We start from the raw sequence: 24,010 nt of genomic DNA on the forward strand, positions 1-24,010 counted from the left end.
TACTTTCTCACGCGAGGAATGAAAGTGGGGCTCCTGCAGCATCTTGCTTCTCTGTGTGCTCCGTGCCCTCTGTAGTTCACTTCTCCTGCATCGGAATCTTCACATTGCACTTTGCTGCGCACGCGTTCGCTTCGTCATACCCAGCGTCGACGTGTCTGAAGATGCCCATCATCGGATCGTTCGTCAGCACGCGTTCGAGCCTGCTTCGAGCTTCGGGTGTGCCGTCGGCAACGATCACCTGACCCGCGTGCTGCGAGTACCCGATGCCAACGCCGCCGCCGTGATGGAAACTTACCCACGACGCGCCCGACGCGATGTTCACGCCGAAGTTCAGGAGCGGCCAATCGCTCACCGCATCGGTGCCGTCCTTCATTGCTTCGGTCTCGCGGTTTGGTGACGCGACCGAGCCGCAGTCGAGATGATCGCGACCGATGACGATGGGGGCGCTGACGGTGCCGTCTGCAACCATGTCGTTGAACATGACGCCGGCCTTGTCTCGTTCGCCGAGCCCGAGCCAGCAGATGCGCGACGGGAGGCCCTGCCAGCCGAAGCGCGGCGCGCAACTAGCAAAGTCGCCCGCGAGCAGCGCGTCCGGATTCGCATGGCAACCAAGCAGCCAGCGACGCAGGCCCTCGTGGTTCGGGAAGAGATCAAGCAGCGCCTTGTCGGTCTTGAAGATGTCGACTGGATCGCCCGAGAGCGCAACCCAGCGGAACGGCCCGCGTCCCTCGCAGAACTGCGGCCTGATGTACGCGGGCACGAACCCGGGGAACGCGAACGCGCCAGAGTACCCGTTCTCCTTGGCGCGCTGGCGGATGTTGTTGCCATAGTCGAACGCCTTCGCGCCGCGCTGCTGGAGCTGCACCATCTGCTGCACGTGCTTTGTCATCGTGTCGATGCTTCTGCGTTGGTACTCGTTGGCATCGCGTGTGCGAAGCTCAGCAGCATCGTCCATGGACATCCCTTCGGGGACGTAGCCTTCGAGTGGATCGTGTGCGCTTGTCTGGTCCGTCAGAGCATCAGGCGTGATGTTTCGATCGATGAGCGCTTGCAACAGTTCGACGGCGTTGCAGCACACGCCGACACTGCGCGCGGTTCCTGACTTTGTGTACTGCAAGCTCGCGTCGATTGCCGCGTCGATAGTGGGGGCAATCTCGTCGAGATAGTTGTCATGGAGGCGACGGTCGAGGCGCGTCTGATCGACGTCCGCGATCAAGCACACGCCGCCATTGAGCGTGACAGAGAGCGGCTGCGCGCCGCCCATCCCGCCGCACCCGGCCGTAACGCAGAGTCTGCCTTTGAGCGTGCCACCGAAGTGCTGGCGTGCGCACTCGGCGAACGTCTCGTACGTCCCTTGCAGAATGCCCTGCGTGCCAATGTAGATCCACGATCCCGCGGTCATCTGCCCGTACATCATCAATCCGCGTGCTGCGAGATCGTCAAAGTGCTTCTGCGTTGCCCAGTGGGGGACCAGATTCGAGTTCGCGATCATGACGCGAGGCGCATCAACGTGCGTTTTGACAATGCCGACCGGTTTGCCCGACTGCACAAGCAGTGTTTCGTCGGCAGCGAGTGATTTCAGGCTCGCAACAATCGCGTCAAACGCGGCCCATGACCGTGCCGCCTGCCCGCGTCCGCCGTAGACAACAAGCTTGTCGGGGTGCTCAGCGACCTCCGGATCGAGGTTGTTCATAAGCATGCGCATCGCGGCTTCGGCCTGCCATGTTGCGCACTGCTTTGTTGTGCCGCGAGGAGCGCGAACGGTGCGCGCGCCGGGAAGAGCGTCCGTGTGTGCTGTTGTGTGTGTCGTCATGCGAAACTATAGCGTTTTCATCACGAACACTGGTGCAGTTCAGTCGATCGGGAATGCCGATTTGGGAAGAGCCTCTGCAAACGTGCCGTCGCGGATCATCGATGCGATGGCTTCGATGTCCGGGCTCGGCGAGCGGTCAGCGTCATAGGGGGGGATGACGCTATTGAGCAACTCGACAGCCTGTTCGACGCCAGTGCCGCTGCGCAGTGGACGATGTCTGCGGATGCCCTCAAGCGAGCACAGCATCTCGATCGCGATGACACGCTCTGCCAGTTCGACAGCGCGGTCCGCCTTCGCTGCAGCGCGCGGCCCGAACGAGTTGTAATCCTCGATCCCCGCGCTCGTTGAAATGTTCGCAACGCTTGCAGGGTTCGCGAGCCCGATGATCTCGTTGCAGCACGCAGCCGCCGTGTACTGTGCGATCATGAGTCCCGAGTGCAAGCCGGGCGACGCACTCAGATACGCGGGCAGTTCCATCTCTGCTTCACGTGCAGCAAGTGTCCAGAAGGTGCGGCGCTCCGAGATGCCAGCGATGTGCGACACAGCGACGGAGATCATGTCGAGCGGAATCGCGATCGGCATCCCGTGGAAGTTGCCAGCTGAGACGATATCGCCATTGTCGAACACCAATGGATTGTCTGTGACCGCGTTGATCTCGCGTTTGACAACATCGCGCACATACCCGAGTGTGTCGATCGCTGCGCCGAGCACAGCAGGGGAGCAACGGAACGAATAGGGATCCTGCACACGCGAGTCGTTTGTCTCATGCGATGTGATGATCCCGCTCCCATCGAGCACAGATGTCAAAAGTTCAGCAACCAACGCAGGGCCGGGCTGGTTGCGAGCAACATAGACACGCGAATCAAGGAATGAGTCTGTTGCCTTGCACGAATCGATTGCCATGGCGTTTGCAATCACTGCTGCATCCGTGAGTCTTTGGAGGCGATTGCACAAGAGAGCTGCGCGAGCAGCCATGAGATGCGTGCCGTTGATGAGTGCGAGCCCTTCCTTGGCCTGCAATGAGATGCGTTCAATGCCCGATTGCTTAAGTGCTTCAGCACCGTCAACAATGGAGTTGTTCAAGTATGCTCTTCCCTCACCACACAGCACGAGCGCGAGATGCGCAAGCGGCGCAAGATCACCCGATGCGCCGACGGATCCGACGGAGGGAACAACAGGGGTGATCTGAGCGTCGAGCAGTTTGATAATCTGATCGATGACAACAGGACGAACACCAGATACTGCGCGAGCAAGCGATGCAGCAAGCAAGGCCATCATTGCGCGAACGACTGGAATCGGGAGCGGATCACCAATACCTGCTGCGTGTGACCTGAGCAGGTTGATCTGGAGATCGCCGAGTTGATCGTTCGAGATGCGCTGCTTTGAGAGTGAGCCAAATCCCGTGTTGACGCCATAGATCGGCTCGGGACGCTTCATCGACTGTTCGAGTGTGTTCCGGCACGCTTGAATGCGGTCGCGCGTGGCTGAGTCAAAGTCCAGGTGTGCGGTGCTATTCGCGACCGCCACGATGTCGTGAATCTGGAGTGGATGATCGAGTCGAACGAGATGCTGATGTGTCATGTGCAATCCGGTGTTTGAGCCAGAGAGATATTGCTGTCAGAGTGTGAGCGTCGATGATAGAGAAGATGCGTCGCAATTCGATACAACCGCTTTGGGCTCCCTGTGGAGTATGTGCCAGCCGAATCCTCTGCCAGTTGCAGCGTATCGCACATAAGGTCCTATAATGTATATTATGTAGCGTATTGATGATTTCTGCAATCCTGGCTCTCATGGCAAATGCCAGAGAATCGTTTTTCGCACAACGTTCGGCATACGCTTTCACACTAAAATTTATGAGAGGCGTGCAGTTGTTGCGAGAGGATTGAACGCGTGAATTTGATGGATCTCATCCAACCCGAGTGTGTCAAGGTGCCTCTGGTCTCTACAGAGAAGCGCGAGATTATCGATGAACTCGTTGGCGTCCTGAGTGAAGCGGGCCTTGTCAACGATTCCAAAGCACTTGCAGATGCTGTCTGGAGTCGCGAATGCACGCGCACGACCGGCATCGGGCTTGGGCTTGCTATCCCACATGGCAAGACCGCCTCGCAGGAGCGCGTTGTGCTTGCAATTGGCAAACCAAAGGAGCCTGTCGACTTTGAAGCGCTCGATGGTCAAATGGTGAAGTTGGTTGTGCTGCTTGCCAGTCCGGTTGACAAGAACAGTGAGCATATCTCGACGCTTGCTGCGATCAGCAGAATGATGACTGTTCCCGAGTTCCGCGAGCAGATGTACGAGGCGGCAACCAGCGAACAGATCATTGATCTGATCCGCGGACAAAGTGCGGCCGTGTGACATGAATGGCTTGCGAGTCAGTGCTGTGCCAGATCATGATGTGAATCTTGAGCGATCGGATCAGCAATTGCACGCGTTTGTTGTGTTGTGTCGTGATCGTGTTGATACGTATCTTCGACGATTGGTAGCCGATTCCGGGATACACCACACGTTACTCCGTGAAGCTGCTGAGTATGCTGTTTTTTCTGGAGGAAAACGGTTGCGTCCAGTTCTGGCGCAGCTGATCTGCGGTGCGTGCGGCGGTTCAGCAGAGAGGGCTCTGCACGCCGCGGCAGGTGTCGAACTGGTGCATTGTTTCAGTCTGGTTCATGATGATCTGCCTGCACTTGATAATGACATACTGCGTCGTGGCAAACCCACAGTCCATGTGAAGTTTGGTGAACCATTGGCGATCCTCGTTGGCGATCTCTTGCTGAGCCTTGCGCACGAGACGATTGCTGCCGATACAAACTCAGCACAACTTTCGCGTGAGTTGGCCATCGCAACCCGTGAAATGATCGACGGACAGGTGATCGACACATTAGGTGACGCTGAGCCTGATGCAGAGCCACTCGCCTCGCTTGAGCGAATGCACGCGAAGAAGACAGGTGCTCTGCTGACTGCTGCTGCACGGATGGGTGCCATTTCAGCGCAGGCATCGCCAGACTATCTCGAAGCTGCGACCTCGTACGCGCGATCGATCGGCTTGATGTTCCAGATTGTTGACGATCTTCTGGACGTTGAGTGTTCGACCGATGAACTCGGCAAGACAGCTGGGAAGGACGAAGCCATGGGCAAGCTGACATTTCCGAGGCTGATTGGGATTGACGCGTCAAGGAAACGGGTCGACGCGCTGCTCGCTGACGCGATTCGAGAAACAACTCGGTTGCCCTGCATGCAGGAAGAACTCTCGGACTTTGCTCAGATGCTTGCGACACGCACGCGTTAGGTTGGCAAGCCAACTCGGGAATCTCCGAATAGAATGATGGGCGAATCTGCTTTGTGCCGAACACAGACAGTCCGGAGAGCGAAACAGTTTCGGTTGACGTACTTTGAGCAAACAGATTTTCACTCGACTTTGAAGACATGAGGTAAGACGCGTTGGGCCTGCTTGAAACCATCAACTCCCCTGCTGATCTTCGTAAGCTGAGTGTTGAGCAACTGCCGCAGGTCGCGCAGGAGATCCGCGAGAAGATTATCGCGCAGGTATCAAAGTCCGGCGGACATCTTGCGCCGAATCTTGGTGTTGTTGAGTTGACCATCGCGCTCCATTATGTCTTTGACTTTGGGCACGATCGTTTGCTGTTTGATGTCGGGCATCAGTGCTATCCGCACAAACTGCTCACCGGTCGTCAGCACTTGCTTAAGGATCTTCGCACACGCAAGGGCATGTCGGGGTTTCCGGCACCGTCAGAATCCCCCTACGACCTGTTCAGCGTCGGGCATGCTGGTACAGCGATCTCGACTGCGGTAGGCATTGCCCGTGGGGACAGCCTTGCTGGTCAGGCCTACGACGCGAAAGACAATCCGGATGGACGGCGGGTGGTGTCATTGATTGGTGACGCATCGATTGTGAACGGCGTTGCAATGGAAGGGCTCAACAACGCGGGCACATTGAAACGCCAGTTTCTGGTTGTGCTCAACGACAACTCGATGTCGATCTCCAAGCCGCAGGGTGCGGTGTCGCAGTACTTCGATCGACTCCGCATCTCCCCCACGTACGCCGATTTCAAAAAGGGCGCACGATCGGTGCTCAAGCATGTGCCGGGTGGATCATTGCTTCGTGAGGCATACCACCAGGTTGGCGAGATGACGAAGGCTATCATCGCTGAGGACGCATGGTTCGAGCGGTTTGGTCTCGTGACTGCGGGACCCATCGACGGGCACAACATCCAGCAGTTGATCGGATTCCTGTCGGAGGCTCGCGATCTTGAGCGTCCCATGGTCTTGTGGGTCAAGACAACCAAGGGCAAAGGTCTCGACGTTGCGGAGAATGACGCGACAAAGTTCCACTCCCCCGCTGCGTTCAAACTCGAGGGCAACACCGCGACAATGAAATCGTCCGGCCGCTCTTTCACAGCAGCGTTCGGTGATGCGCTTGTCGATCTGATGCAGCGTGACGAATCTGTCGTTGCGTGCACAGCTGCGATGCCCGATGGCACCGGTGTTGTCAAAGCAATCGAGACATTCCCGACCCGCACGTGGGACACAGGCATTTGCGAATCGCACGCGATGGACATGATGGCCGGGCTCGCATTTGCCGGGTACAAGCCGTTCTTCGCAGTGTACTCGACCTTCCTCCAGCGGGCATTCGATCAGGCGTTCCAGGAATCCTCGCTCCAGTCGCTTCCTGTTCGTTTGTGTCTTGACCGCGCAGGCTTGGTTGGTGGTGACGGCGCAGTCCACCATGGATTCTGCGATATCGCGCTCCTTCGCACTCTCCCAGCTTCGTGTCTGATGGCAGCAATAGATGAGCCCTCGCTCAAGGCTTCGCTCGCATTCATGGCCGGGTATGACGAGGGACTCTCGGCAGTTCGCTATCCGCGCGACAATGTGTCAGGCATGTTTGCAAGTGAGTCATGCCCCGCGTTTGAAATCGGCAGAGCACGATTGCTGACTTCCGACGTTGATCCTTCAGACGCATCACACAATGTGGATGTTGTGGTGCTGGCGTATGGCACGTGCGCAATCGACGCAATGCACGCAGCACACACACTTGCCACCCATCAGGTTGCAGTCTACGACGCACGATTTGCTAAGCCGGTTGATGTAGAACTGATCAGAACACTCGTCGAACGACAGACCCCCATTGTGACGATCGAGGATCACTCTGTCGTTGGTGGATTTGGCGCAGCTGTGACCGACGCTGTGCAGGAGATCGTGAACACGTCAGAAAAGCCAGCGCCACGTGTGCTCAGGCTCGGTTTGCCCGATCGATGGGTCCATCAGAACTCGCGGAATGAACAACTGGCCGAGGTCGGGCTCGATGCAGGCGGCATCGCGTCGTCGATAGCACACTTCCTTGCGGAGCACCACGACGCGCCTGCTTCCGGAAGCCAGGCAAAGATCGAACCAAAGCTGATACCAGCCCAGCACACCCAGGATCAGAAACTACGCTGACTGTGACAATGCCCAACCACACACATGCCCTGCTGCTTGTGAACCACGAGCGACCGGCGGTCGGCGCTATCACATCGCGCGTGCGTGATGCGCTCGATTCGCTCGGTGTGAAGCACACGCAGATCAGTGATGGGCCGCATGAGACCTCGCTGGTTGAGCCGAATGGCGCGACCATCATCATTGCAGTTGGTGGCGATGGCACGATCCTTTCGACCGCTCGACGCACCGCGCACACAAAGCTGCCGATCCTCGGCATAAACGCTGGCAGGCTCGGCTTTCTTGCCCAGTTCGATGTTGATTCGTTTGTTTCGCAGGCAAAGTCGATCCTGCATGATAACACATACGAGACAACATCGCACATCATGATCGAAGCATCGATCTCTTCAAAGATGCATCCGCAGAAGTATCTGGGGACAGCATTGAACGAAGCGGTGATCACCGCAGGCCCGCCCTATCGGATGATCGAACTGGACATCGAACTTGACGGCCAGCCTGGACCGCAGCTTTCAGGTGATGGCTTACTCGTATCCACGCCAACCGGCTCGACCGCATACAACGTCAGCGCGGGCGGACCGATCATCGGGCCGGGATCCGATGTCTTTGCGATCACACCGATCGCAGCACACTCGCTCGCGTACAGACCCATCGTTGTGCCGGGTTCGTGTAGTGTCGTGATCGAGGTGCTGCGCGCGAACGACAGCAACGATTCAAACCCGGATGCGGGCACCGCACTCGTGCTCGATGGGCACATCGTCTCGTCGGTACATGTGGGTGATCGGATTACCATCAAGCGAGCCGACAATGCCGCGACGATTGTCGAGAACCCGCAATCAAACTACTGGGAGACGCTCACAACGAAGCTCCACTGGGGACACGAGCCCCGTGTTGATGCCCAGCGCCGCAACGGCGAGGCGGGCAAGTGATGGCATCAGACAACGGACACACAGAACCTGTAGCATGGCACGCGCCCGACCCATTTTCGTTGACGCACAATCAGTTTGTTGACGCGTGGGACGGGAAGCTCATCGGCGGAAAGCCGCGCGCAACAGAGATCTTCTCCCGATTACATCGTGAGGGTATTGTGCCGACGGATGTTGTGCTCCGCGATGGCATTCCGTATCAGATCAACATGCCGGATGTTGTACGCACACTCCGTGAAACAACATCCGAGGGCGACGTGGTCAAGTTTCTGACGCGCGTCAAGGGCACCGGCAGACTGAAACCTTCAACTACGTCTTCATTGAATGTACTCAACAGTGATGCCGACTCACTTGAGGTGGAATCTGTCTGCATTCCGATGCTTGCGCGCATGCAGCATCGGTTTTACACCCTGTGCGTGTCGAGCCAGGTCGGCTGCGCGATGGGATGCACGTTCTGCGAGACAGCACAGATGGGGCTGATCCGCTCGCTCACCGTGCGGGAGATTGTCCACCAGTGGTTTGCTGCGACGTACCACGTCGGCATCCGTCCAAAGAATATCGTGTTCATGGGCATGGGCGAGCCCATGGACAATCTCGACAACGTGATTGATTCGATTGCAGTGCTGACTGATCATCGTGGGCCGGCTGTCGCGATGAGCAACATCACTGTCTCGACCGTCGGCAGGGTTGAGGGGATCGAGAGGCTCTCGCGTCACGCGAAGCAACCGGGCTGGCACAGGCTCGGGCTTGCGATCTCACTCAACGCGCCCAACGACGAGATTCGTTCCTCGATCATGCCAATCAACCGTGCATCACCGATGGAGGATCTCCGTCAGGCGATGATCGACTGGCCACAGAAGGGTAACACAAAGCTGTGTGTCGAGTACGTGTTGATTCCAGGTGTAAACAACGAGCGTGAGCACGCGCGAGAACTGGCAAACTATCTCAGGCCGCTCTCGTCACCCAAGCCGCACGTGATGCTGAACGTCATACCCTACAACCCGCGCCGCAACTCGCCCTGGCCAGCCCCCACAGAAGAACAGACCGAGCAGTTCATCGACTGGATGATTGAGGAGTCGATCCCCACGCGCAGGCGCAGAACCAAGGGGCGCACACTCATGGGCGCGTGCGGGCAGCTCGGCAACGAAAAAATTCGCAACCGGACACTTGTCGAAGCTGAGTCCTAAATCTGATTCAGGAACCGGAGATCGTTCTCGAACAGCATGCGGATGTCGGGGATGTTGTACTTGCCCATCGCAAGTCGTTCAATTCCAAACCCGAACGCGAATCCTGTCCATCGCTCGGGATCAATCCCGCACGCGTCGAGCACGAGCGGATCAACCATGCCGCAACCGCCCAGTTCGATCCACTTTGGAGGATCGCCCGGTCGCAACGCAATCTTCATGTCAAACTCTGCGCTGACCTCGGTGAACGGGAAGTAGCTCGGGCGCAGGCGCACGTCGGCACCCTCACCAAAGTACGCTCTCGCAAAGTGAAGCAATGTGCTCTTCAGATCGGCCATAGACACGTCGTGGTCGATGTACAATCCTTCGAGCTGATGGAACATGAACGAGTGCGTCGCGTCGACCGTGTCAGGCCGGTATACGCGTCCCGGCGAGATGATCTTGATCGGTGGCCCCCACCCTTCACGCACTGCGCGCTCCATGGTGCGGATCTGCACTGTACTCGTCTGCGAGCGGAGCATACGTGGTGTTGCAGTCTTCGCAGGATCATCGACGTAGAAGTTGTCGATCGGGTCGCGCGCCGGATGGTCCGATGGGATGTTCAGCTTGACAAAGTTGTGCTCGTCGTCTTCAAGCTCCGGGCCCTGTGCAACATCAAACCCCATGCGAGCAAAGACATCGACGAGTTCTTCCCGCACGCGACTCAGGACATGACGTCTGCCCAACTGATACATTTCAACAATGCCCGGCTCAGTGAGATCAAGCATCTCTCTCACCTTCGCAGATCCCCCGCCGCTCGCCCCCAGAGACGATCGTCGGTGTTCAAAGGCTTCGATCAGCGTCTTATTGATCTCGTTGGCTCGCTGACCGAACGCTTTGCGATGCTCGGGTGCCACGTCTTTCACACCAGCAAGTGCCTGCTTGACCCTGCCCTTCGGTCCTAAAAATGAGGATTTCCACATATCAAGCCCGGTCGCATCCTGTACCTGCGCCAGTTGTTCGAGCGCGTGTGATTCCATGGTGTCGAGCATTTCCGTCGGCATGGGCGATCGTAGGAGGTCCCCATCGTCTCCTGAAGCCGGAGAAGCGCAGGATCTGGTCAGAGCAGCCGTCAGAACTGCAAAGAAATACACAAGGTGAGTGCATTCGACCGAAAACATGATTGGATTTTCAGGTTCTGGTCTATACTGATGCTCGCCCAACGTGGGCAGACATCAAGCCCAGAAGTTCGAACAAGGAGACTGAGTATCGCAGGCCAGCGCAACTTTCGGACCCCAGCGGGGATGGCGCCCAAGCGCACCCGCGTGAATGACATGATTCGCATGAGCCCGATCAGGCTCATCGGTGCCGATAACGAGCAGATCGGTGTTGTTGATACGCGCGATGCAATTCGCATGGCGCAGGATCAGGGACTCGATCTCGTTGAAATGGTGCCGGATGCACGTCCACCTGTCTGCAAGATCATGGACTATGGCAAGTACAAGTACGAGCTCTCAAAGAAAGAGCAGAAGAATCGTGCTGCAAGCAAACAACAGGAAATGAAGGAAGTGCGTCTTGGACGATCTGCCAAGATCGATCCGCACGATGTACAGATTCGCATTGAGCAGGCCCGCAAGTTCCTGCTGGCTGGTCACAAGGTACTCTTCGTGCAAAGGTTCAAGGGACGCGAGATTGTTCACAAGGAACTCGGGCTTGAGCATCTCGATATTGCTGCGAAGGAACTCGAGGATATCTCAAAGGTAGAAGCGCCGGCCAAGATGGCTGGGCGTGCCGCGTCCATGGTTCTCGCACCAGATAAAGCGAAGATCGAATCAATCAGGCGCAAGCAGGAAAACGAGCACGCAAAGTCACAAGATGAATCCGCAGTGGCGGAACCCGCTGAAGAGCCTGCAACTCAGGCCGATTAATGCGATAAACGAGAAGGCTTCACGCACCGGGCTCACATTCAGCCCGGTGTTTTCATTGCAATCTATTCAGTTTGCAGTGTGCCAACAAGGTCGGAAATCGAGTCTGCATTCAGAGATCGTCGCCACTGATCCAGGCCTCTTACAACACGTTGCGGGATCTTTGGATTGACAAAGAGCCCTGTCCCGATCTGCACAGCGTTTGCGCCTGCAACGATAAACTGCGCCGCATCCTGCCAGTTCAGCACGCCGCCAGCACCAACAATCGGTGTGCGTGTTGCTCCGCACACACCCTGACGCAGCACGTGAATCAGTCGCACGACAACCGGATGGAGCGCAGGACCGGAAAGGCCACCTGTTGTGTTCGCAAGGAGGGGTTTGCGTGTTTTCACATCGATCTGCATTGCGGGCATCGTGTTTGACACGCAAAGAACATCTGCGCCAGGCCTATTGTTTGGGCCACCAGTTGGGCCAAGTCCCTCAATCGCCGCCCGCGCAACATCTTCAACTGTAACCGCTCCAACTGCAATCGGGCTCAGTTTGACTGACAGATGCGTTCGTGTCAGTACTGGACGAACAGCTGCAATCAATGATCGGAGCGCCTTCTCGTCGGCACCAAACTCTGTGCCACCATGCACATTCGGGCATGATACGTTGAGTTCAACAGCCTTGATATCATCGGTGTCGTCCATCATCGCTGCAACAGTGACATAATCGTCAATAGAGAACCCCGCGATTGAGCCGATGACCGTCGTCGGCACCGATCGGATCCGTGGCACAATATGCTCGTGGAATGCTTCCATCCCGATGTTGGCAAGCCCTACTGCGTTGAGCATACCAGCCCGGTTCGGCCTCACCCTCCATGTTGGATTGCCTTCACGAGGGTGACGAGTGATCGATTTAGTTACAACGGCGCCGATCGCGTCGAGGCTCAGCACCTCTGACATCTCATCAAGATACCCTGCGGTTCCAGCTGCCAGCATCACAGGATTTCTCAGCGTCAGTCCTGCCAGATCGACCTCCATCGGTGAAACTGGCGCGGATTGGGATACATCTGGCTGGATCTGTGGGTCTGGATCGGGCACAACAAACTGTATCACTTCAGGCTGAAATGACGACCCGAACCGACTGGGTTGACAGGTATTCGCTCTCAATCAGAGACGCAGTGTTGCCCCTCGTCAGAGACCGCCTAGCCTACACAACATTATTTGAGTGCCATCGCATCCAGCCCTCTGGAGTACCGCATGAACATCGACGAACGGATCGCTCAGTTTGAGAATATGGCTCGAGAGGACAGCACCAACGAGATGGCGCACTTCTCACTGGGAAACGCATACTCGCAGGCAGGCAGGTTTGCAGAGGCGACAGCCAGCTTTGAGGAGTGCATCAGGCTCAACGAAAACCTTTCCAAAGCATATCAGCTTTGCGGGGCTGCGTATCTTGCCCAGGGAGAGGATGACAAGGCTGCTGATATCCTGACGCGCGGATATACCATTGCTGCCTTGCGGGGTGATCTCATGCCGAAGAAGGCGATGGAGGAACTGCTCCACAAACTGGGCAGGCCGATCCCCGATGTGGCTCCACCACCCTCGGCTACGCCGGATTCACCTACAGGCTCCTTTACATGCCAGCGGACAGGAAGACCTGGACACAAGATGGATCGTCCGCCGTTCCGCGGTCCTGTCGGGCAATGGATCTATGAGAACATTTCTCGGGAAACATTCGACGCATGGATCCGTCAGGGTACGAAGGTCATCAATGAACTGCGTCTCGATCTCTCACGTGAAGAGGATGCAGACACGTACGACCTGCACATGCGCGAGTATCTCGGGATTGACAATGATGTGCTGGCACAGATCGGGGCATCGTAAGCAGGTTTAGCTGTTACGCCAGAAGTGCGGGCTGAACAGGCACGCGATTGCGAAGACTTCAAGACGTCCAAGCAGCATCAGAACACACATAACAATCTTGGATGCATCACCAAAGAACGCATAGTTCTGGGTTGCTCCAACGCGCGCAAGACCTGGACCTGTGGTGCAGAGTGTTGCGAGCGAAGCTGTTGCGCCGGTCTGAATACCAACTGACGGCTCTAGAAGCATGATGGTGATCGTGCCAGCTGCAAACAGCAGCACAACCCCCATTGCGTACGAGATCACAGCGAGTCGCATGTCCTGATCGACTACACCACCCTCACCTGTGCGGAGCGGGCGTATGACGTTGGGTCGAACGACTCGATCCACCTCTGAGAACATAGTGCGGAACACAATCCAAATGCGGATAACCTTGATGCCACCGCCAGTCGATCCCGCACAACCACCTATAAATGTCAGCGCTATGAGAATCGACTTTGCCAGCGTTGGCCATTGGTCAAAGTCCGCGGTACAGAAACCAGTGGTCGTCTGGATGGAAATACACGTAAACATCGACTGAAGTGCTGCATCCCCCGGCGACGCGTTCGTTATCTCTCTGCCATTCGTCAGGTTGAATGTCTGGCCGACCAGCGAAAAGGCGACAACTGTCGCAGCAACAACAACGATCCCAAGATAGGCTCGAAACTCGGTGTCCTGGATAACTTTTTTCCACTTTCCCTTGGATATGTGATAGAAGAGATTGAAGTTCATCCCTGCAAAGAACATGAACACGATGATGAGCATCATTGCTGCGCCGGAGTTGTATTGTGCGACGCTCGCATCATCAGTGGAGAACCCGCCTGTCGCAAGTGTTGCAAAAGAATGACACACCGCGTCCATCGGTGAAAGACCTGAGAGCATCAGGCCAACTGCCAGTACCGCTGTGAGCACTGAGTAAATAACAAACAATGTCCGCGCTGTTTCCCTGATATGTGGGTGCAGGCCCGACTTATCCGGTCCCGGCGCCTCAAAGCTGAACAGACGCCTGCCACCTATACCAATGCCGGGAAGCACAGCAACAAACAGCACAACGATACCAAGCCCGCCAAGCCAGTGTGTAGTTGCGCGCCACAGCAGCAGACCCTTTGGTATAGTGCTGAGTTCGGTCAGCACGGTTGCGCCCGTCGTCGTGAGGCCGGAGAGTGATTCGAAATACACGTTGACAGGCGATTCCATTGCGACACGTGCAGCGTGATCGTTATCAGAAATCATTGCCCATACAAAGTACGGAACGGCGCATACTGCAGCACCAATGATCCATGACAACGAGACAAGCACAACCGCCTCGCGACGCTCAAGGCGCGTCGCCTTGCTTTTGGAGGTAAGCCATATCAATGTGCCTAGAGCTCCACAGCATACAGCACTGACAGCCAGAGCCGCAGTTGTATCCTGTTCTTCGGTGAGTCCCATGAACTGCCAGCGAATCAGCGTGATTCCTGCATGCAATGCAATGACACCCGAGAGCGCGAGTATCAACAAACCGAGTCGATGGACGACGAACTTCATGTTCATGCGTGACATTCCCCTGACGTGTACCGACTTCAGCCGGCATGTCACTATCGGCCCGTGAGTGTTTTTCTCAGCTTCGATTCAATTGCAGGAGGCCCAACGACGATGAGCCGGTCGCCCACGGAGAATGTTGCTGTTCTATCGGGCACCGAGACATGATCGTTGTGTTCGATCGCAGCGACAATCCATCCTGGGAAATCAGTGATCTCAAAGAGAGGTGTGCCACAGAGCGAGCAGCTTGCACCTATGCGCATCGCATAGGCTTCAAGCACGCCCTCTTCGATCACAGCTATTCGTCTAAATCCGCTGTCGTCCAGCATGCCAATCACCTGCTTGGCAGCCACCAGTCGGGGCGAAAACGCCTCGTCGATTGCAACGTGCTCAAGCAGATGCAGATATCTACGCTTCTGCACAATGGCGTATGCTGAAGGCAGTCCCCTGCTCTTTGCGAATGCGCACGCGAGGATGTTGTCCTCGTCATCATGTGTCAATGCGACAAAGGCGTGGTATTCACGGAGGTTCTCTTCTTCAAAGATAGCGGGATCAGTTGGGTCCGCATTGACAACAGTGACCCATGACAACTGTTGCGCCAGTTCCTCGGCACGATCACGACTTGTCACAAAGAGCTTGACAGCAAAGGCACGTTCGCGCAGTGCACGCGCAAGCCAGATCGTGGTTGCATCGGCCCCGAGTATCGCAATACGTTTGCGTGGTATCTTGTCCTTGTAAAAAAGCTTTCGAGCCGCACTGAACGTGTCGGAGTTGGCAACCAGCACAACGGTGTCGCCCTGGTGGAATGTTGTCTGCGCAGTCGGAGAACTTGCTCGTCCGTCATGAATCACCGCGAGCAGTCTCGATCCAGCCGGAAGGCGCAGCTCCGAGAGCGGCTTGCCGATCGCCTCGACACCCGGGCTGACAGGGATCTCGTGCATTTCTATCTGCCCGCGCCCGAATGTTTCGATCGCGTGTGCTCCAGGATTTCTGAGTGTGTTGGCAATTGCTTCTGCAGCGGCGCTTTCAGGACAGATCAAACCATCGATATGGAAGTGGGCACCGTAATCAAGTCCGATACTTTCATAGAACACGCTCGAATGGACACGGGCAATCGTGCGTTTGGTTCCGATCGATTTCGCAATGGATGAGGTCAGCAGATTGACCTCATCAGATGTCGTTGCAGCGAGCAGGAGATCTGCCTTGGCCGCTCCGGCTTCTCGCAGGATGCTCGCGTTCACACCGTTTCCTTCAAAGATCGATACATCAAGCGTATCACCAAGCGTTCGAAGACGCGCCTTGTCAACATCAATCACAGTGATCGAGTGTCCCTGATGCGCCAGAATCTCGGCGGCGAAACCGCCAACCTGACCAGCCCCACAGACAATAACATGCATCGACATCGCGAACATCCTCCACAGGCGAAGCGGTGTCGCCAAGCGTATGCGTCGGCTTTGTGTGTGGCTCCGGTCCTTCAGCCGTATGTCGGGTATCGACCGGAAAGAAGCAAATGAAAGAAAGCAACCCCGAGCATAGTGCCCGGGGTTGCAGATTTCAGCACAATGGCGATCTTGTGGCTTACTGGCAGCCTGCCGCGTATGCGTTGCCGAAGCAGATGTAGTCGAACACGTTCAGTGAGCCACTATTGTCGCAGTCAGCATACGTACCGCCTGAAGCGTACGCATTGCCGAAGCAGATATAGTCGAACACGTTGAGCGTTGTGTTGCCATCGCAATCTGCATAGCACGAGGGGCAGACTGGCTCGTTGCCAACGATCTCAATGCCATCAACAACGAACCCAAGCGTATCGTTGTACAAGCCATCAATCGTATCAAATGTGATTTCAATGACAATCGTCTCATTGTGGTAGTTTGAGAGATTGATGCTGGCTTCGCTCCAGTTAAAGAAGCTGTCCTCAAGATCAGCAACAGCAAACCCATTCACTTTTACCTGAGCAAGGTCATACTGGCTGACCCCCTCTGTCTCAAGCATGTAGCAGAACTTCAGCGTTGTGGTTTCACCGACAACATCGATGGGCGGCAGCACAATGGAGCCAGTGTTCTGTGCGCCGGTGTTGTAGTCGCATGTTGCATCCTGCCCATAGTACATGAAGTTGCCACCGTCGCAGGATTCAGGTGCGCAACCTCCGGATGCATCGGCAATGTGCCAAAGACCCGACGCCACCCAGCCAGCAGGCAGACCGGATTCAAAGGATTCCTGCAATATTGTTGTTGGCACAACGGACGGTGCACTCAGCGCGCCGTATGTCAGTGTTGGAGGGTTGCGAGGATCTGAATATGTATTCTCATCCGATGCTTCAGAAGTGACGTAGTACTTCACAACGGAGCCACACGGTATCGATCCGAAGTTTGCGGAATACAACCCCTGACCAATTGGCGACATTGGCGTCATGTGCCATGTCGAACCATCAAAGAAGTGCAGCATCTGTGTGCCGGGTACAGGAGTTGCAGCCAGCGAGACAATCTCAACAACGAACGATTCACCCGATGGTGAGATCAAATCAGGCAGACCATTTGGGTAGAAGAAGTCAATTGCATCAGGAATGCAGACACCTTGTGGGTTCGCTAGATATTGCTGCAGTTCCGGATGTTCCATCGCTGTACCAGAGTTTTCGCCACCCCCAGCAGTGCATCCTCCGTGTGTATGGATACCAAACGCAACCTGTGTTGACTCAAAGAAAACAGGAGATCCGGAGTTTCCGCCGGTTGTGTCCGTGTCATAACCAAGCCTAAATACATCATGTGTGAGGTACGCACCCACGTGTGTTTTCTGGGCCAGAAACCATTCAGGAGGCACGCTTCCGTCGGTCACTCCATAGCCAGTAATGCGGGTTGCCTGACCGGTTGCAGATGGAGCTGAAGAAGTCTCGAAGAATACGCCTTGTGCTTCAAACGGTGTTTTGCCGGTGTTTGCGTTTTCAAAGCAACCGAAGTATGCAAAGTCATTGCCCGGCCCAATACCGCCGTTTGACTGAATGGACGATTGGTCGATCGGATACTGGTCGTGCGGTGCAGCTGCGACCGGAACACCGCTGCTCGTTGAAAGCGGGACGTTAAACTCGACAATAGCGCCAGCAGTACCCGAATCAACGCAGTGACCAGCCGTGAGGAAGGTGTGGTTGTAGTCGTCAAACAGCCATGCTGTACATCCAATTGGCATGATTCTGCCCGCACGCGGATCCTCAGAGGGCACCCGATCGTCGGTAGCACCGCAAATAGTGTCAATGATGTTCATGTTCTCAACCGCCATGACTGAACTCATGGTGATTCTGCTGTGCCCGGTGTTTGGATGTGCAACAAGATCGATGACAACCTCATCACCGTTGAAGAAGGCGGATGTATTGCGCCAGTGACGAATGCTTGTCGCATTCAGATACTGCACGTTGCCGTCCTTTGTAGAGGTAATGCGCAGGAATGCGCCTGTCCCTGCGTCCACATCACCCGCCAGCACAACATCATCAAATCGCAGTCTGAGAATGTGCGCGTTTGGTACGTTGACTGTTTGCGAAAACACAGTCATCGGCTCGGTGCCGGTGTTGACAACGTTCCCTGAATCCAACTGGTACGCAAGATCAATGATGGGCAATGGTGCAGTGATTGCAGACTGTGCGTGTGCAACGCCAGCGCACAACAGTCCGGCTGCGATCGCGATGCCAAGTGCCTTTGCTTGTCTCATGTCTTCTGCCTCCGAGCAAAGTCCGCCGATGAGCGAACGTGTTATTTTGCAATATATTGTACCGTTCCATGACCAATACCGAAACGAAAAATATGCGATACACCGCTTCACAATTCTCAATGCAGCGGGGGTATGCCACAAACACAAAGACCGAGAACCCTGCGAACTGCCCTGTGCTTGATTATTCAGTCTCGTCAGGATCGGCGCTTGATGTGATCGGCATCACACCATTCTCACGAATTTCAGTGAGTTGGGCGTTCAGCCGCGTTAAGGCTTCGTCAACAATTTGGCGGACACGCTCCCGGCTCAGTCCAACATGCTCAGCGACCTGCTTGAGTGTCAATGGAGCTTGACCGTCCAGCCCGAACCTTCGGCGGAGGATGTCGGCCTCGCGATCGTCGATCGAATCGAGCAGTTTCCGAAGCGTGCCTAGCTCATCCTGATGCAATACCTCGTCAGCCGGCTCAGTCTGACGCGTGTCTGCAAGAATTTCGGTCAACTCGACCAACTCGCCGTCAACACTGCGAAGTCCTTGTGACGCCGACTGCATCGCCTTGATGGCTCGTCGAACAACCCGAATCTTGCGTGGAGGCAGGTCCATAGCGGTCGCCATGTCCTGAGTGCTGGGTTTGTAGCCAAGTTCTGCTTCCAGCGTGCGATATGTTGCGCGCCAACGAGCGATGAGTTCGACCATGTACGCCGGCACATGAACAGGTTGTGCAGCATTCATGAGCGCACGCTTGATCGCCTGCTTGATCCACCACGATGCATATGTGCTGAATCGGGCGCCTTGATCTGGATCGAACCCATCGACAGCACGTACTAGACCGATGTTCCCTTCTTCAATGAGGTCACTCAATGGAAGTCCACGGTTGGCATACCGCTTTGCAATCGATACGACCAGCCGAAGATTCGATCGGATCATCTCATCGCGAGCATGCGGGCAACCATCTCGCATGATCTGATACCCGAGTTCGCGTTCGCGCTCTGCTGAGAGCAACGGATACCTGCTCATCTCGCGCATGTAGAGTTGCAACTCGTTGCGCACAGGGGCTGAGGTCGTTGCACGACGACGCACACTGGTACCGACAGCGGATTCAGCAGTGAAACCATGAACTGATTCTGGTTCTATTGTCGATGTGCCAACATGTGCGGCATCTTCCGCTGGTACACCAGCGATCTTTGCATCGGTCTGCGCGGATTGCACACCGACGGACCGGCACAGCCGGTCATCTCTTTCTCTAACACTCATTGTCTCCACCCGCCTTCGCTAACGCCAAAAAAACTGCGGGAAACGTCTCTTTCGAGCCGTCTGGTGTGGGGCACCACCCACACGCACAAGTTCATTCGTGCAAAGACCATAACAGGTTCCATCGATCCAGGTCTTCCACCCCTTCACAATGGTCAAGGTTGTTGCACGAACTTGGCTCAGCTTTGTATGGTTTGGAACAACGGAACTGCACCAGTTTGTTGTTCCCGGACGAGTTTGCCCAAGATACGCTGCTTTGCCGACAATGAGCATATCGTCCTTCGTCCACAAACGCAAGAGGTTTTCATGGGACCTGACCTGTCAAACTTGCTGAAAGACTGGCCTTTTCAGCCGAATCGCATGAATGTTCGGATTTTGGAAGCGCAGGATGGCGAGCCACGACTTCAAGTGAGACTCCCGCTTGGGTTGCTACAGATGCATGTAGAGGGACGACCAGACGGGCTGCACCCTGCTGAGTATCCCCAGTTCACGACCCTGCTTGAAGCCCTCGAAGCAGAGCGGGATCTCGCCGAGCGTGACGCACGGTCAGACTTTGGAGTTGAGGACGACCAGGGTGTTGAAGATCCATCAGACTATGGTGGTGCGCTTGCAGACCGAGATGAAGAGGATGGAGAACCGTCACTTGATGGCAACAGGTTTGCTCTCTCGCCGGAGCATTGCCAGCAGCTACGTGAAGAAGCCATGCTCTTTTATCAGCGATACGTTGCGCTCCAGGCAGTTGGTGACTTTGATGCCGTGTATCGTGACACACAGCGAAACCTTCGAGCGATTGATTTTTGCGCGCAGTTCGCCCGCGAACAACGTGACAGAACAATGCTGGAACGCCATCGCCCATTTACGCTCATGATGCGAGCGCGTGCAGTCGCAGGCATGATGCTTCGAACAAATGAAAACTCAGCCGCAGTCCTTGCGATGCAGGCTGGAATCGATCAGATCAAGGCGTATCTGATGGCACAAGACCGAGAGGATGCGATTGAAAACTCGCCGGAAATACGCGCGATGGAAGCGATGGTGCAGTCACTCACACCGAAGCCCACACTCACGCAGCACGAGGAACTGCAGCGCAGACTTGATGAAGCGCTTGCAACGGAAAACTACGAGCTTGCTGCTATTTTGCGCGATGAGCTGAAATCGATGAGTCAGATGCAGAGCTTTCAGCAACAAATCAGCAGTTCTGAGAACGAGAATGAGCCCGATTCTCTTGACTCGATTACCGATTGAAAACTCGACTGATACCTCAACCGACGATTGATCGTTGTACGGTTGCCGGGAAACGCCCCTTTGTTGTTCTGAGCAGTTGGCTGCGGAGTTCAGTTCGCATCTGATTGATGTGATCGTGCAGCCATGCAAGCGCATCGCCACCGCTTTGTTCAAGGAGTTGCTCGTACGTCATCGGTGCCGAGACACGCATCGCCATCCTGCAACCAAAGAAACGAGGGAGTTTTTTATGCTTTGGCCACGTGTCGTAAAACCCCTCAATAGCAACGGGCACAATAGGACAGTTTGCTCTTTTCAATAGCAGGAGAATGCCACGCTGGAACTCCACCATCCCGCCGTCCTTTGTCCGTGCTCCCTCGGGAAACACGAGAATCGGCCATCCATCTTCGAGCAGTCGCAGCATCTCCCGCATCGCACGTGTCTCGTTGCCGTCGCCGCTGAGCGGCTTGGCGTTGAGTGCGCTGATTAACCACCCAAATCCTGGAATCTTAAACAAGCCTGCCCTTGCAAGAAATGCGAAGATACGGGTATTCAGCATCGATCCGATGATTGGAGGATCGTAGTACGATTGATGATTTGCAATAACCAGCACCCCGCCATGCTCCGGGAAATGCTCTCGCCCCTCAACCTGAATTCGATAAAAAATGGTCGCAATGAACGTGTTCAAGAGGACACCAATGCGATACAACACTCGCGTTGTCAACGTGACTCGTGCTGTTCCGGAATCAATGGTGTTGGGCTCGATTCTCTGAGACGTATTGGCTCTCATTTCACTGCTCATGGCAACCTTTATCGTCATCGTGCCTTTTCTGAGCGATCGTTGCCCTGACAACTCGAACGAGATGATCGATCACTTCGCGTTCTGTCATGTCCGATGTGTCAACAACAACTGCGCCCTCAGGACACACAAGAGGGCCGTCGGATCTGCTCTGATCGAGATGATCCCGAGTGAGAATCTCTTCCTGCGTTGCTGCAATAATCTTTGCGGCTTCCTCGGGGAGCGTGTCACGACTGAGCCGCTTTGACTGGATTGCTCGTCGCTTTGCACGTACCGCCGGATCTGCGTCAAGGTAAAACTTGACAAGGGCATCGGGAAATACAACCGAGCCTTGGTCCCGACCTTCCGAGACCAGTCGAGGATGCTGATACGCGATAATGCGCTGCTTGAGCACAAGATGCTGGCGGAGTTCCCTGACACTCGCAAGTTGCGAGACGTTTGCGGTGACATCCTTGTCTCGGAGTCGATGATCAATGGGTTGAAGCCACGCGAGCAGCGCAGGAGGCGTGGTTCGCCAGTCAAAGTGCAGGTCTGCTTCAGCAACCTTTTCGACGATCGCCTTTGGGTCGTGCGGGTCTATGCCATAATCGAGCACGATTGCCGTTGCAGCCCGATACATTGCACCAGTATCGAGAAAATCAAGCCCAAGTTCTTTCGCCACCTTTTCAGCAACAGTGCTCTTGCCGGTACCAGCTGGACCATCAATCGTTACAATGATGGCTCCGTCGAAGTCATGCATGTTCTTGTGCTTGCCCATGCAACGCTCCGGAGCTTCGACGTGCTGCACTGCCAACTGGCTCGAGGTCATGATTTCTCAACCTCCGCTCGGACAGCATCCTCCAGGGCATAGATGCAGTTCTGTACGCCATCAGCAGGATTGCCCTTTCCACGATAGTCGATGATCAGTGCGCCGTCATATCCGACAGCAAGCACAGCCCCCACCATCGGCTGAATGTCAAAGGCGGTATGGACCGGTGGCTCCCACATTTCGTCCAGTTCATCGAGGAACTCATCCAGTTCATCCAGCGCTTCATCGGTCTCTTTGACCGAATCCGTTGGAACCTCAGACTCATCAGTTTGAGCAGCACTCTTTGCTGGGGCCTTTGTCTTCTTTGTGGGCTTCTTTCGCTCTGGTTCAGATTCTGGAACGACGAAGTCGAGCATTGATGCGCTGATAGCCGACGCGTACGGGCACATCTTCTTGAGATATCCGGCAGGGTCATCAAAGGTGCTCGCATACTCAAAGTCAGGAAATGTGCCAACGCGGAAGCCACCAACACGTTTCAGGAGGTTCGTGACATCATCGGGTGTTGATGTCAGCCCCTGTGCAGGGTAGATCAGCAGATTCATCTCGTGCTTCTCAGCCAGTCCCATGGCTCGTTTGATTGCTTCTGCTGTGAAATCAAGTTCGTCCTCGTCCTTCCCGGCTGCCGGCGTGAATGCGACAGAGTTCGTCCCGAGGAACCGTCCTGCATGCAGGATGCGGTCCAATCTATCGCACGCCTGCTCAGCAACTGCCTCATTGAGTGAGCCGAGTTCAAGGGGGGTCGTTTCATGGAGCAGTAGACAGGCACACCCAGCTCGATCAGAACGTTCACGAAATGCTTCAAGGTCGCGGCGATTGCTTCCTGCTAGCAGATCAGCACTTAACGCAAGCCCGTTCAACCCAAACTCCTCTTTGATGAACTGTGGCACCTCAGGGAGGGTGAGCGAGGGGTCTTTCCCGCGTTTGGGATTGAGCAGTGATTTCAGTGAGTTGACATTCAGTGCAAGCAGCAAACGGCTTCTCCCGGGGACCAGCACAGCAACAGCATGACAGTAAGCCACCTGATCGGCAGATGCGGGCTCTGTCGGCAAGAAACCCCTCCCCAACTACCACATCCACGATGGGTGCTCTATCATCGGCACACCGTTCGCACATATCACTCAGGACAGCGAGGAGTTTGCATTTATGGCAGCATCCGACACCCCCACCGACCGTGTCTACAGCGAAACCCACGAATGGCACAAGCTTGATGGTGATGTCGTTACGATCGGACTAACCAGGTTTGCTGTCGATAATCTCACAGATGTGACCTATGCCGAGATGCGGCCTGCTGGCACGAGTGTTGCCGCATCTGATGTCATTGGCGAGGTCGAATCTGTCAAGACAACAAGCGATGTCTATTCCGCTGTCTCTGGTGAGATCATCGAGATCAATAGCACTCTTGCGGATGATCCGGGATGCATCAACTCGGACCCATACGGGGCTGGCTGGCTTGTAAAGGTCAAAGCGACCAATGCTGGCGAACTGGACGCACTAAAAAGTGCGGCGGATTACGATGCCAGCCTGTAACCGGAACAGGCTTTCTCCCATTATGTACAGT

Annotated in this window: 20 protein-coding genes; 9 read left to right on the plus strand and 11 right to left on the minus strand. The window is 55.6% G+C overall.

Features of this window, described 5'->3' with window-relative positions; all coding sequences use genetic code 11:
- Positions 1-76: 76 nt before the first annotated feature.
- Together hutU and H6815_12850 are read right to left on the minus strand one after the other, a co-directional pair.
- Positions 77-1,813: a urocanate hydratase gene (gene hutU / locus H6815_12845; GenBank protein MCB9861328.1), complete on the minus strand. Its 1,737-nt coding sequence runs from the start codon at positions 1,811-1,813 to the stop codon at positions 77-79.
- A gap of 39 nt (positions 1,814-1,852) precedes the next feature.
- Positions 1,853-3,394 carry a histidine ammonia-lyase gene (locus H6815_12850; GenBank protein ID MCB9861329.1) on the minus strand — a complete coding sequence of 514 codons (1,542 nt, stop codon included), beginning with the start codon at positions 3,392-3,394 and terminating at the stop codon, positions 1,853-1,855.
- A gap of 309 nt (positions 3,395-3,703) precedes the next feature.
- Between H6815_12850 and H6815_12855 the strand changes: the two genes are divergently transcribed.
- The 5 genes from H6815_12855 to H6815_12875 all read left to right on the plus strand — a co-directional run bounded on the left by H6815_12855 (position 3,704) and on the right by H6815_12875 (position 9,371).
- A complete protein-coding gene (locus tag H6815_12855; GenBank protein MCB9861330.1) occupies positions 3,704-4,165 on the plus strand; it encodes a PTS sugar transporter subunit IIA in 462 nt (153 codons plus the stop codon).
- Position 4,166: 1 nt separating this feature from the next.
- Positions 4,167-5,093: a polyprenyl synthetase family protein gene (locus H6815_12860; protein ID MCB9861331.1), complete on the plus strand. Its 927-nt coding sequence runs from the start codon at positions 4,167-4,169 to the stop codon at positions 5,091-5,093.
- A gap of 152 nt (positions 5,094-5,245) precedes the next feature.
- Positions 5,246-7,264: a 1-deoxy-D-xylulose-5-phosphate synthase gene (locus H6815_12865; GenBank protein ID MCB9861332.1), complete on the plus strand. Its 2,019-nt coding sequence runs from the start codon at positions 5,246-5,248 to the stop codon at positions 7,262-7,264.
- An 8-nt stretch (positions 7,265-7,272) separates the two neighbouring features.
- Positions 7,273-8,187 carry an NAD(+)/NADH kinase gene (locus tag H6815_12870; protein ID MCB9861333.1) on the plus strand — a complete coding sequence of 305 codons (915 nt, stop codon included), beginning with the start codon at positions 7,273-7,275 and terminating at the stop codon, positions 8,185-8,187.
- Positions 8,187-9,371 carry a radical SAM protein gene (locus tag H6815_12875; protein ID MCB9861334.1) on the plus strand — a complete coding sequence of 395 codons (1,185 nt, stop codon included), beginning with the start codon at positions 8,187-8,189 and terminating at the stop codon, positions 9,369-9,371. The genes H6815_12870 and H6815_12875 overlap by 1 nt, the downstream gene beginning before the upstream one ends.
- Here the strand turns inward: H6815_12875 and pheS are convergent.
- Entirely contained in the window at positions 9,368-10,399 is a 1,032-nt protein-coding gene (pheS, locus tag H6815_12880) for a phenylalanine--tRNA ligase subunit alpha (protein MCB9861335.1), read from the minus strand. The two genes, H6815_12875 and pheS, sit on opposite strands and share 4 nt — an antisense overlap.
- A gap of 159 nt (positions 10,400-10,558) precedes the next feature.
- Between pheS and H6815_12885 the strand changes: the two genes are divergently transcribed.
- Positions 10,559-11,275 carry a translation initiation factor IF-3 gene (locus tag H6815_12885; protein ID MCB9861336.1) on the plus strand — a complete coding sequence of 239 codons (717 nt, stop codon included), beginning with the start codon at positions 10,559-10,561 and terminating at the stop codon, positions 11,273-11,275.
- A gap of 62 nt (positions 11,276-11,337) precedes the next feature.
- On the opposite strand, the gene H6815_12890 is transcribed toward H6815_12885, so the two are convergent.
- Positions 11,338-12,357 carry a dihydroorotate dehydrogenase gene (locus H6815_12890; protein ID MCB9861337.1) on the minus strand — a complete coding sequence of 340 codons (1,020 nt, stop codon included), beginning with the start codon at positions 12,355-12,357 and terminating at the stop codon, positions 11,338-11,340.
- A 159-nt stretch (positions 12,358-12,516) separates the two neighbouring features.
- Here H6815_12890 and H6815_12895 point away from each other — a divergent pair, with 159 nt between their 5' ends.
- Entirely contained in the window at positions 12,517-13,143 is a 627-nt protein-coding gene (locus tag H6815_12895; GenBank protein ID MCB9861338.1) for a Fe(2+)-trafficking protein, read from the plus strand.
- A gap of 6 nt (positions 13,144-13,149) precedes the next feature.
- On the opposite strand, the gene H6815_12900 is transcribed toward H6815_12895, so the two are convergent.
- From H6815_12900 to H6815_12915, 4 genes are all read right to left on the minus strand, one after another.
- Positions 13,150-14,694: a TrkH family potassium uptake protein gene (locus H6815_12900; GenBank protein MCB9861339.1), complete on the minus strand. Its 1,545-nt coding sequence runs from the start codon at positions 14,692-14,694 to the stop codon at positions 13,150-13,152.
- Positions 14,695-14,738: 44 nt separating this feature from the next.
- Positions 14,739-16,085 (minus strand): Trk system potassium transporter TrkA, encoded by a 1,347-nt coding sequence (gene trkA / locus H6815_12905; protein ID MCB9861340.1) that lies wholly within the window; start codon positions 16,083-16,085, stop codon positions 14,739-14,741.
- Positions 16,086-16,260: 175 nt separating this feature from the next.
- The gene (locus H6815_12910; protein ID MCB9861341.1) at positions 16,261-18,378 is read right to left on the minus strand and encodes a trypsin-like serine protease; all 2,118 of its coding nucleotides are present in this window, start codon (positions 18,376-18,378) and stop codon (positions 16,261-16,263) included.
- A 181-nt stretch (positions 18,379-18,559) separates the two neighbouring features.
- Entirely contained in the window at positions 18,560-19,402 is an 843-nt protein-coding gene (locus H6815_12915; protein MCB9861342.1) for a sigma-70 family RNA polymerase sigma factor, read from the minus strand.
- Positions 19,403-19,933: 531 nt separating this feature from the next.
- Here H6815_12915 and H6815_12920 point away from each other — a divergent pair.
- Positions 19,934-20,869 carry a UvrB/UvrC motif-containing protein gene (locus H6815_12920; protein MCB9861343.1) on the plus strand — a complete coding sequence of 312 codons (936 nt, stop codon included), beginning with the start codon at positions 19,934-19,936 and terminating at the stop codon, positions 20,867-20,869.
- A gap of 16 nt (positions 20,870-20,885) precedes the next feature.
- Here the strand turns inward: H6815_12920 and H6815_12925 are convergent, their stop codons facing one another.
- Genes H6815_12925 through H6815_12935 form a run of 3 tightly spaced genes read right to left on the minus strand, consistent with a single transcriptional unit; the run spans position 20,886 to position 23,501 of the window.
- On the minus strand, positions 20,886-21,635 hold the full coding sequence (locus H6815_12925) for a 1-acyl-sn-glycerol-3-phosphate acyltransferase (GenBank protein MCB9861344.1): 750 nt from the start codon (positions 21,633-21,635) through the stop codon (positions 20,886-20,888).
- Position 21,636: 1 nt separating this feature from the next.
- A complete protein-coding gene (gene cmk / locus H6815_12930) occupies positions 21,637-22,401 on the minus strand; it encodes a (d)CMP kinase (GenBank protein MCB9861345.1) in 765 nt (254 codons plus the stop codon).
- A gap of 47 nt (positions 22,402-22,448) precedes the next feature.
- Positions 22,449-23,501 (minus strand): hypothetical protein, encoded by a 1,053-nt coding sequence (locus H6815_12935; protein MCB9861346.1) that lies wholly within the window; start codon positions 23,499-23,501, stop codon positions 22,449-22,451.
- A 94-nt stretch (positions 23,502-23,595) separates the two neighbouring features.
- Here H6815_12935 and gcvH point away from each other — a divergent pair, with 94 nt between their 5' ends.
- Positions 23,596-23,979, plus strand: coding sequence for a glycine cleavage system protein GcvH (gcvH, locus tag H6815_12940; GenBank protein MCB9861347.1), 384 nt, complete (start codon positions 23,596-23,598; stop codon positions 23,977-23,979).
- Positions 23,980-24,010 lie beyond the last annotated feature (31 nt).

The sequence above is a fragment of the Phycisphaeraceae bacterium genome (genome assembly GCA_020639155.1).
In the GTDB taxonomy this organism is placed as follows: domain Bacteria; phylum Planctomycetota; class Phycisphaerae; order Phycisphaerales; family UBA1924; genus JACKHF01.

Bases quoted from the DNA above. Each gene is read 5' to 3' on its own strand.
- trkA (MCB9861340.1), bottom strand. From the start codon at position 16,085: ATGTCGATGCATGTTATTGTCTGTGGGGCTGGTCAGGTTGGCGGTTTC.
- H6815_12875 (MCB9861334.1), top strand. From the start codon at position 8,187: ATGGCATCAGACAACGGACACACAGAACCTGTAGCATGGCACGCGCCC.
- H6815_12860 (MCB9861331.1), top strand. From the start codon at position 4,167: ATGAATGGCTTGCGAGTCAGTGCTGTGCCAGATCATGATGTGAATCTT.
- pheS (MCB9861335.1), bottom strand. From the start codon at position 10,399: ATGCTCGACACCATGGAATCACACGCGCTCGAACAACTGGCGCAGGTA.
- H6815_12920 (MCB9861343.1), top strand. From the start codon at position 19,934: ATGGGACCTGACCTGTCAAACTTGCTGAAAGACTGGCCTTTTCAGCCG.
- H6815_12870 (MCB9861333.1), top strand. From the start codon at position 7,273: ATGCCCAACCACACACATGCCCTGCTGCTTGTGAACCACGAGCGACCG.
- H6815_12850 (MCB9861329.1), bottom strand. From the start codon at position 3,394: ATGACACATCAGCATCTCGTTCGACTCGATCATCCACTCCAGATTCAC.
- H6815_12895 (MCB9861338.1), top strand. From the start codon at position 12,517: ATGAACATCGACGAACGGATCGCTCAGTTTGAGAATATGGCTCGAGAG.
- H6815_12900 (MCB9861339.1), bottom strand. From the start codon at position 14,694: ATGAACATGAAGTTCGTCGTCCATCGACTCGGTTTGTTGATACTCGCG.
- hutU (MCB9861328.1), bottom strand. From the start codon at position 1,813: ATGACGACACACACAACAGCACACACGGACGCTCTTCCCGGCGCGCGC.
- H6815_12910 (MCB9861341.1), bottom strand. From the start codon at position 18,378: ATGAGACAAGCAAAGGCACTTGGCATCGCGATCGCAGCCGGACTGTTG.
- cmk (MCB9861345.1), bottom strand. From the start codon at position 22,401: ATGGGCAAGCACAAGAACATGCATGACTTCGACGGAGCCATCATTGTA.
- gcvH (MCB9861347.1), top strand. From the start codon at position 23,596: ATGGCAGCATCCGACACCCCCACCGACCGTGTCTACAGCGAAACCCAC.
- H6815_12885 (MCB9861336.1), top strand. From the start codon at position 10,559: ATGCTCGCCCAACGTGGGCAGACATCAAGCCCAGAAGTTCGAACAAGG.
- H6815_12915 (MCB9861342.1), bottom strand. From the start codon at position 19,402: ATGCGCGAGATGAGCAGGTATCCGTTGCTCTCAGCAGAGCGCGAACGC.
- H6815_12925 (MCB9861344.1), bottom strand. From the start codon at position 21,635: ATGAGAGCCAATACGTCTCAGAGAATCGAGCCCAACACCATTGATTCC.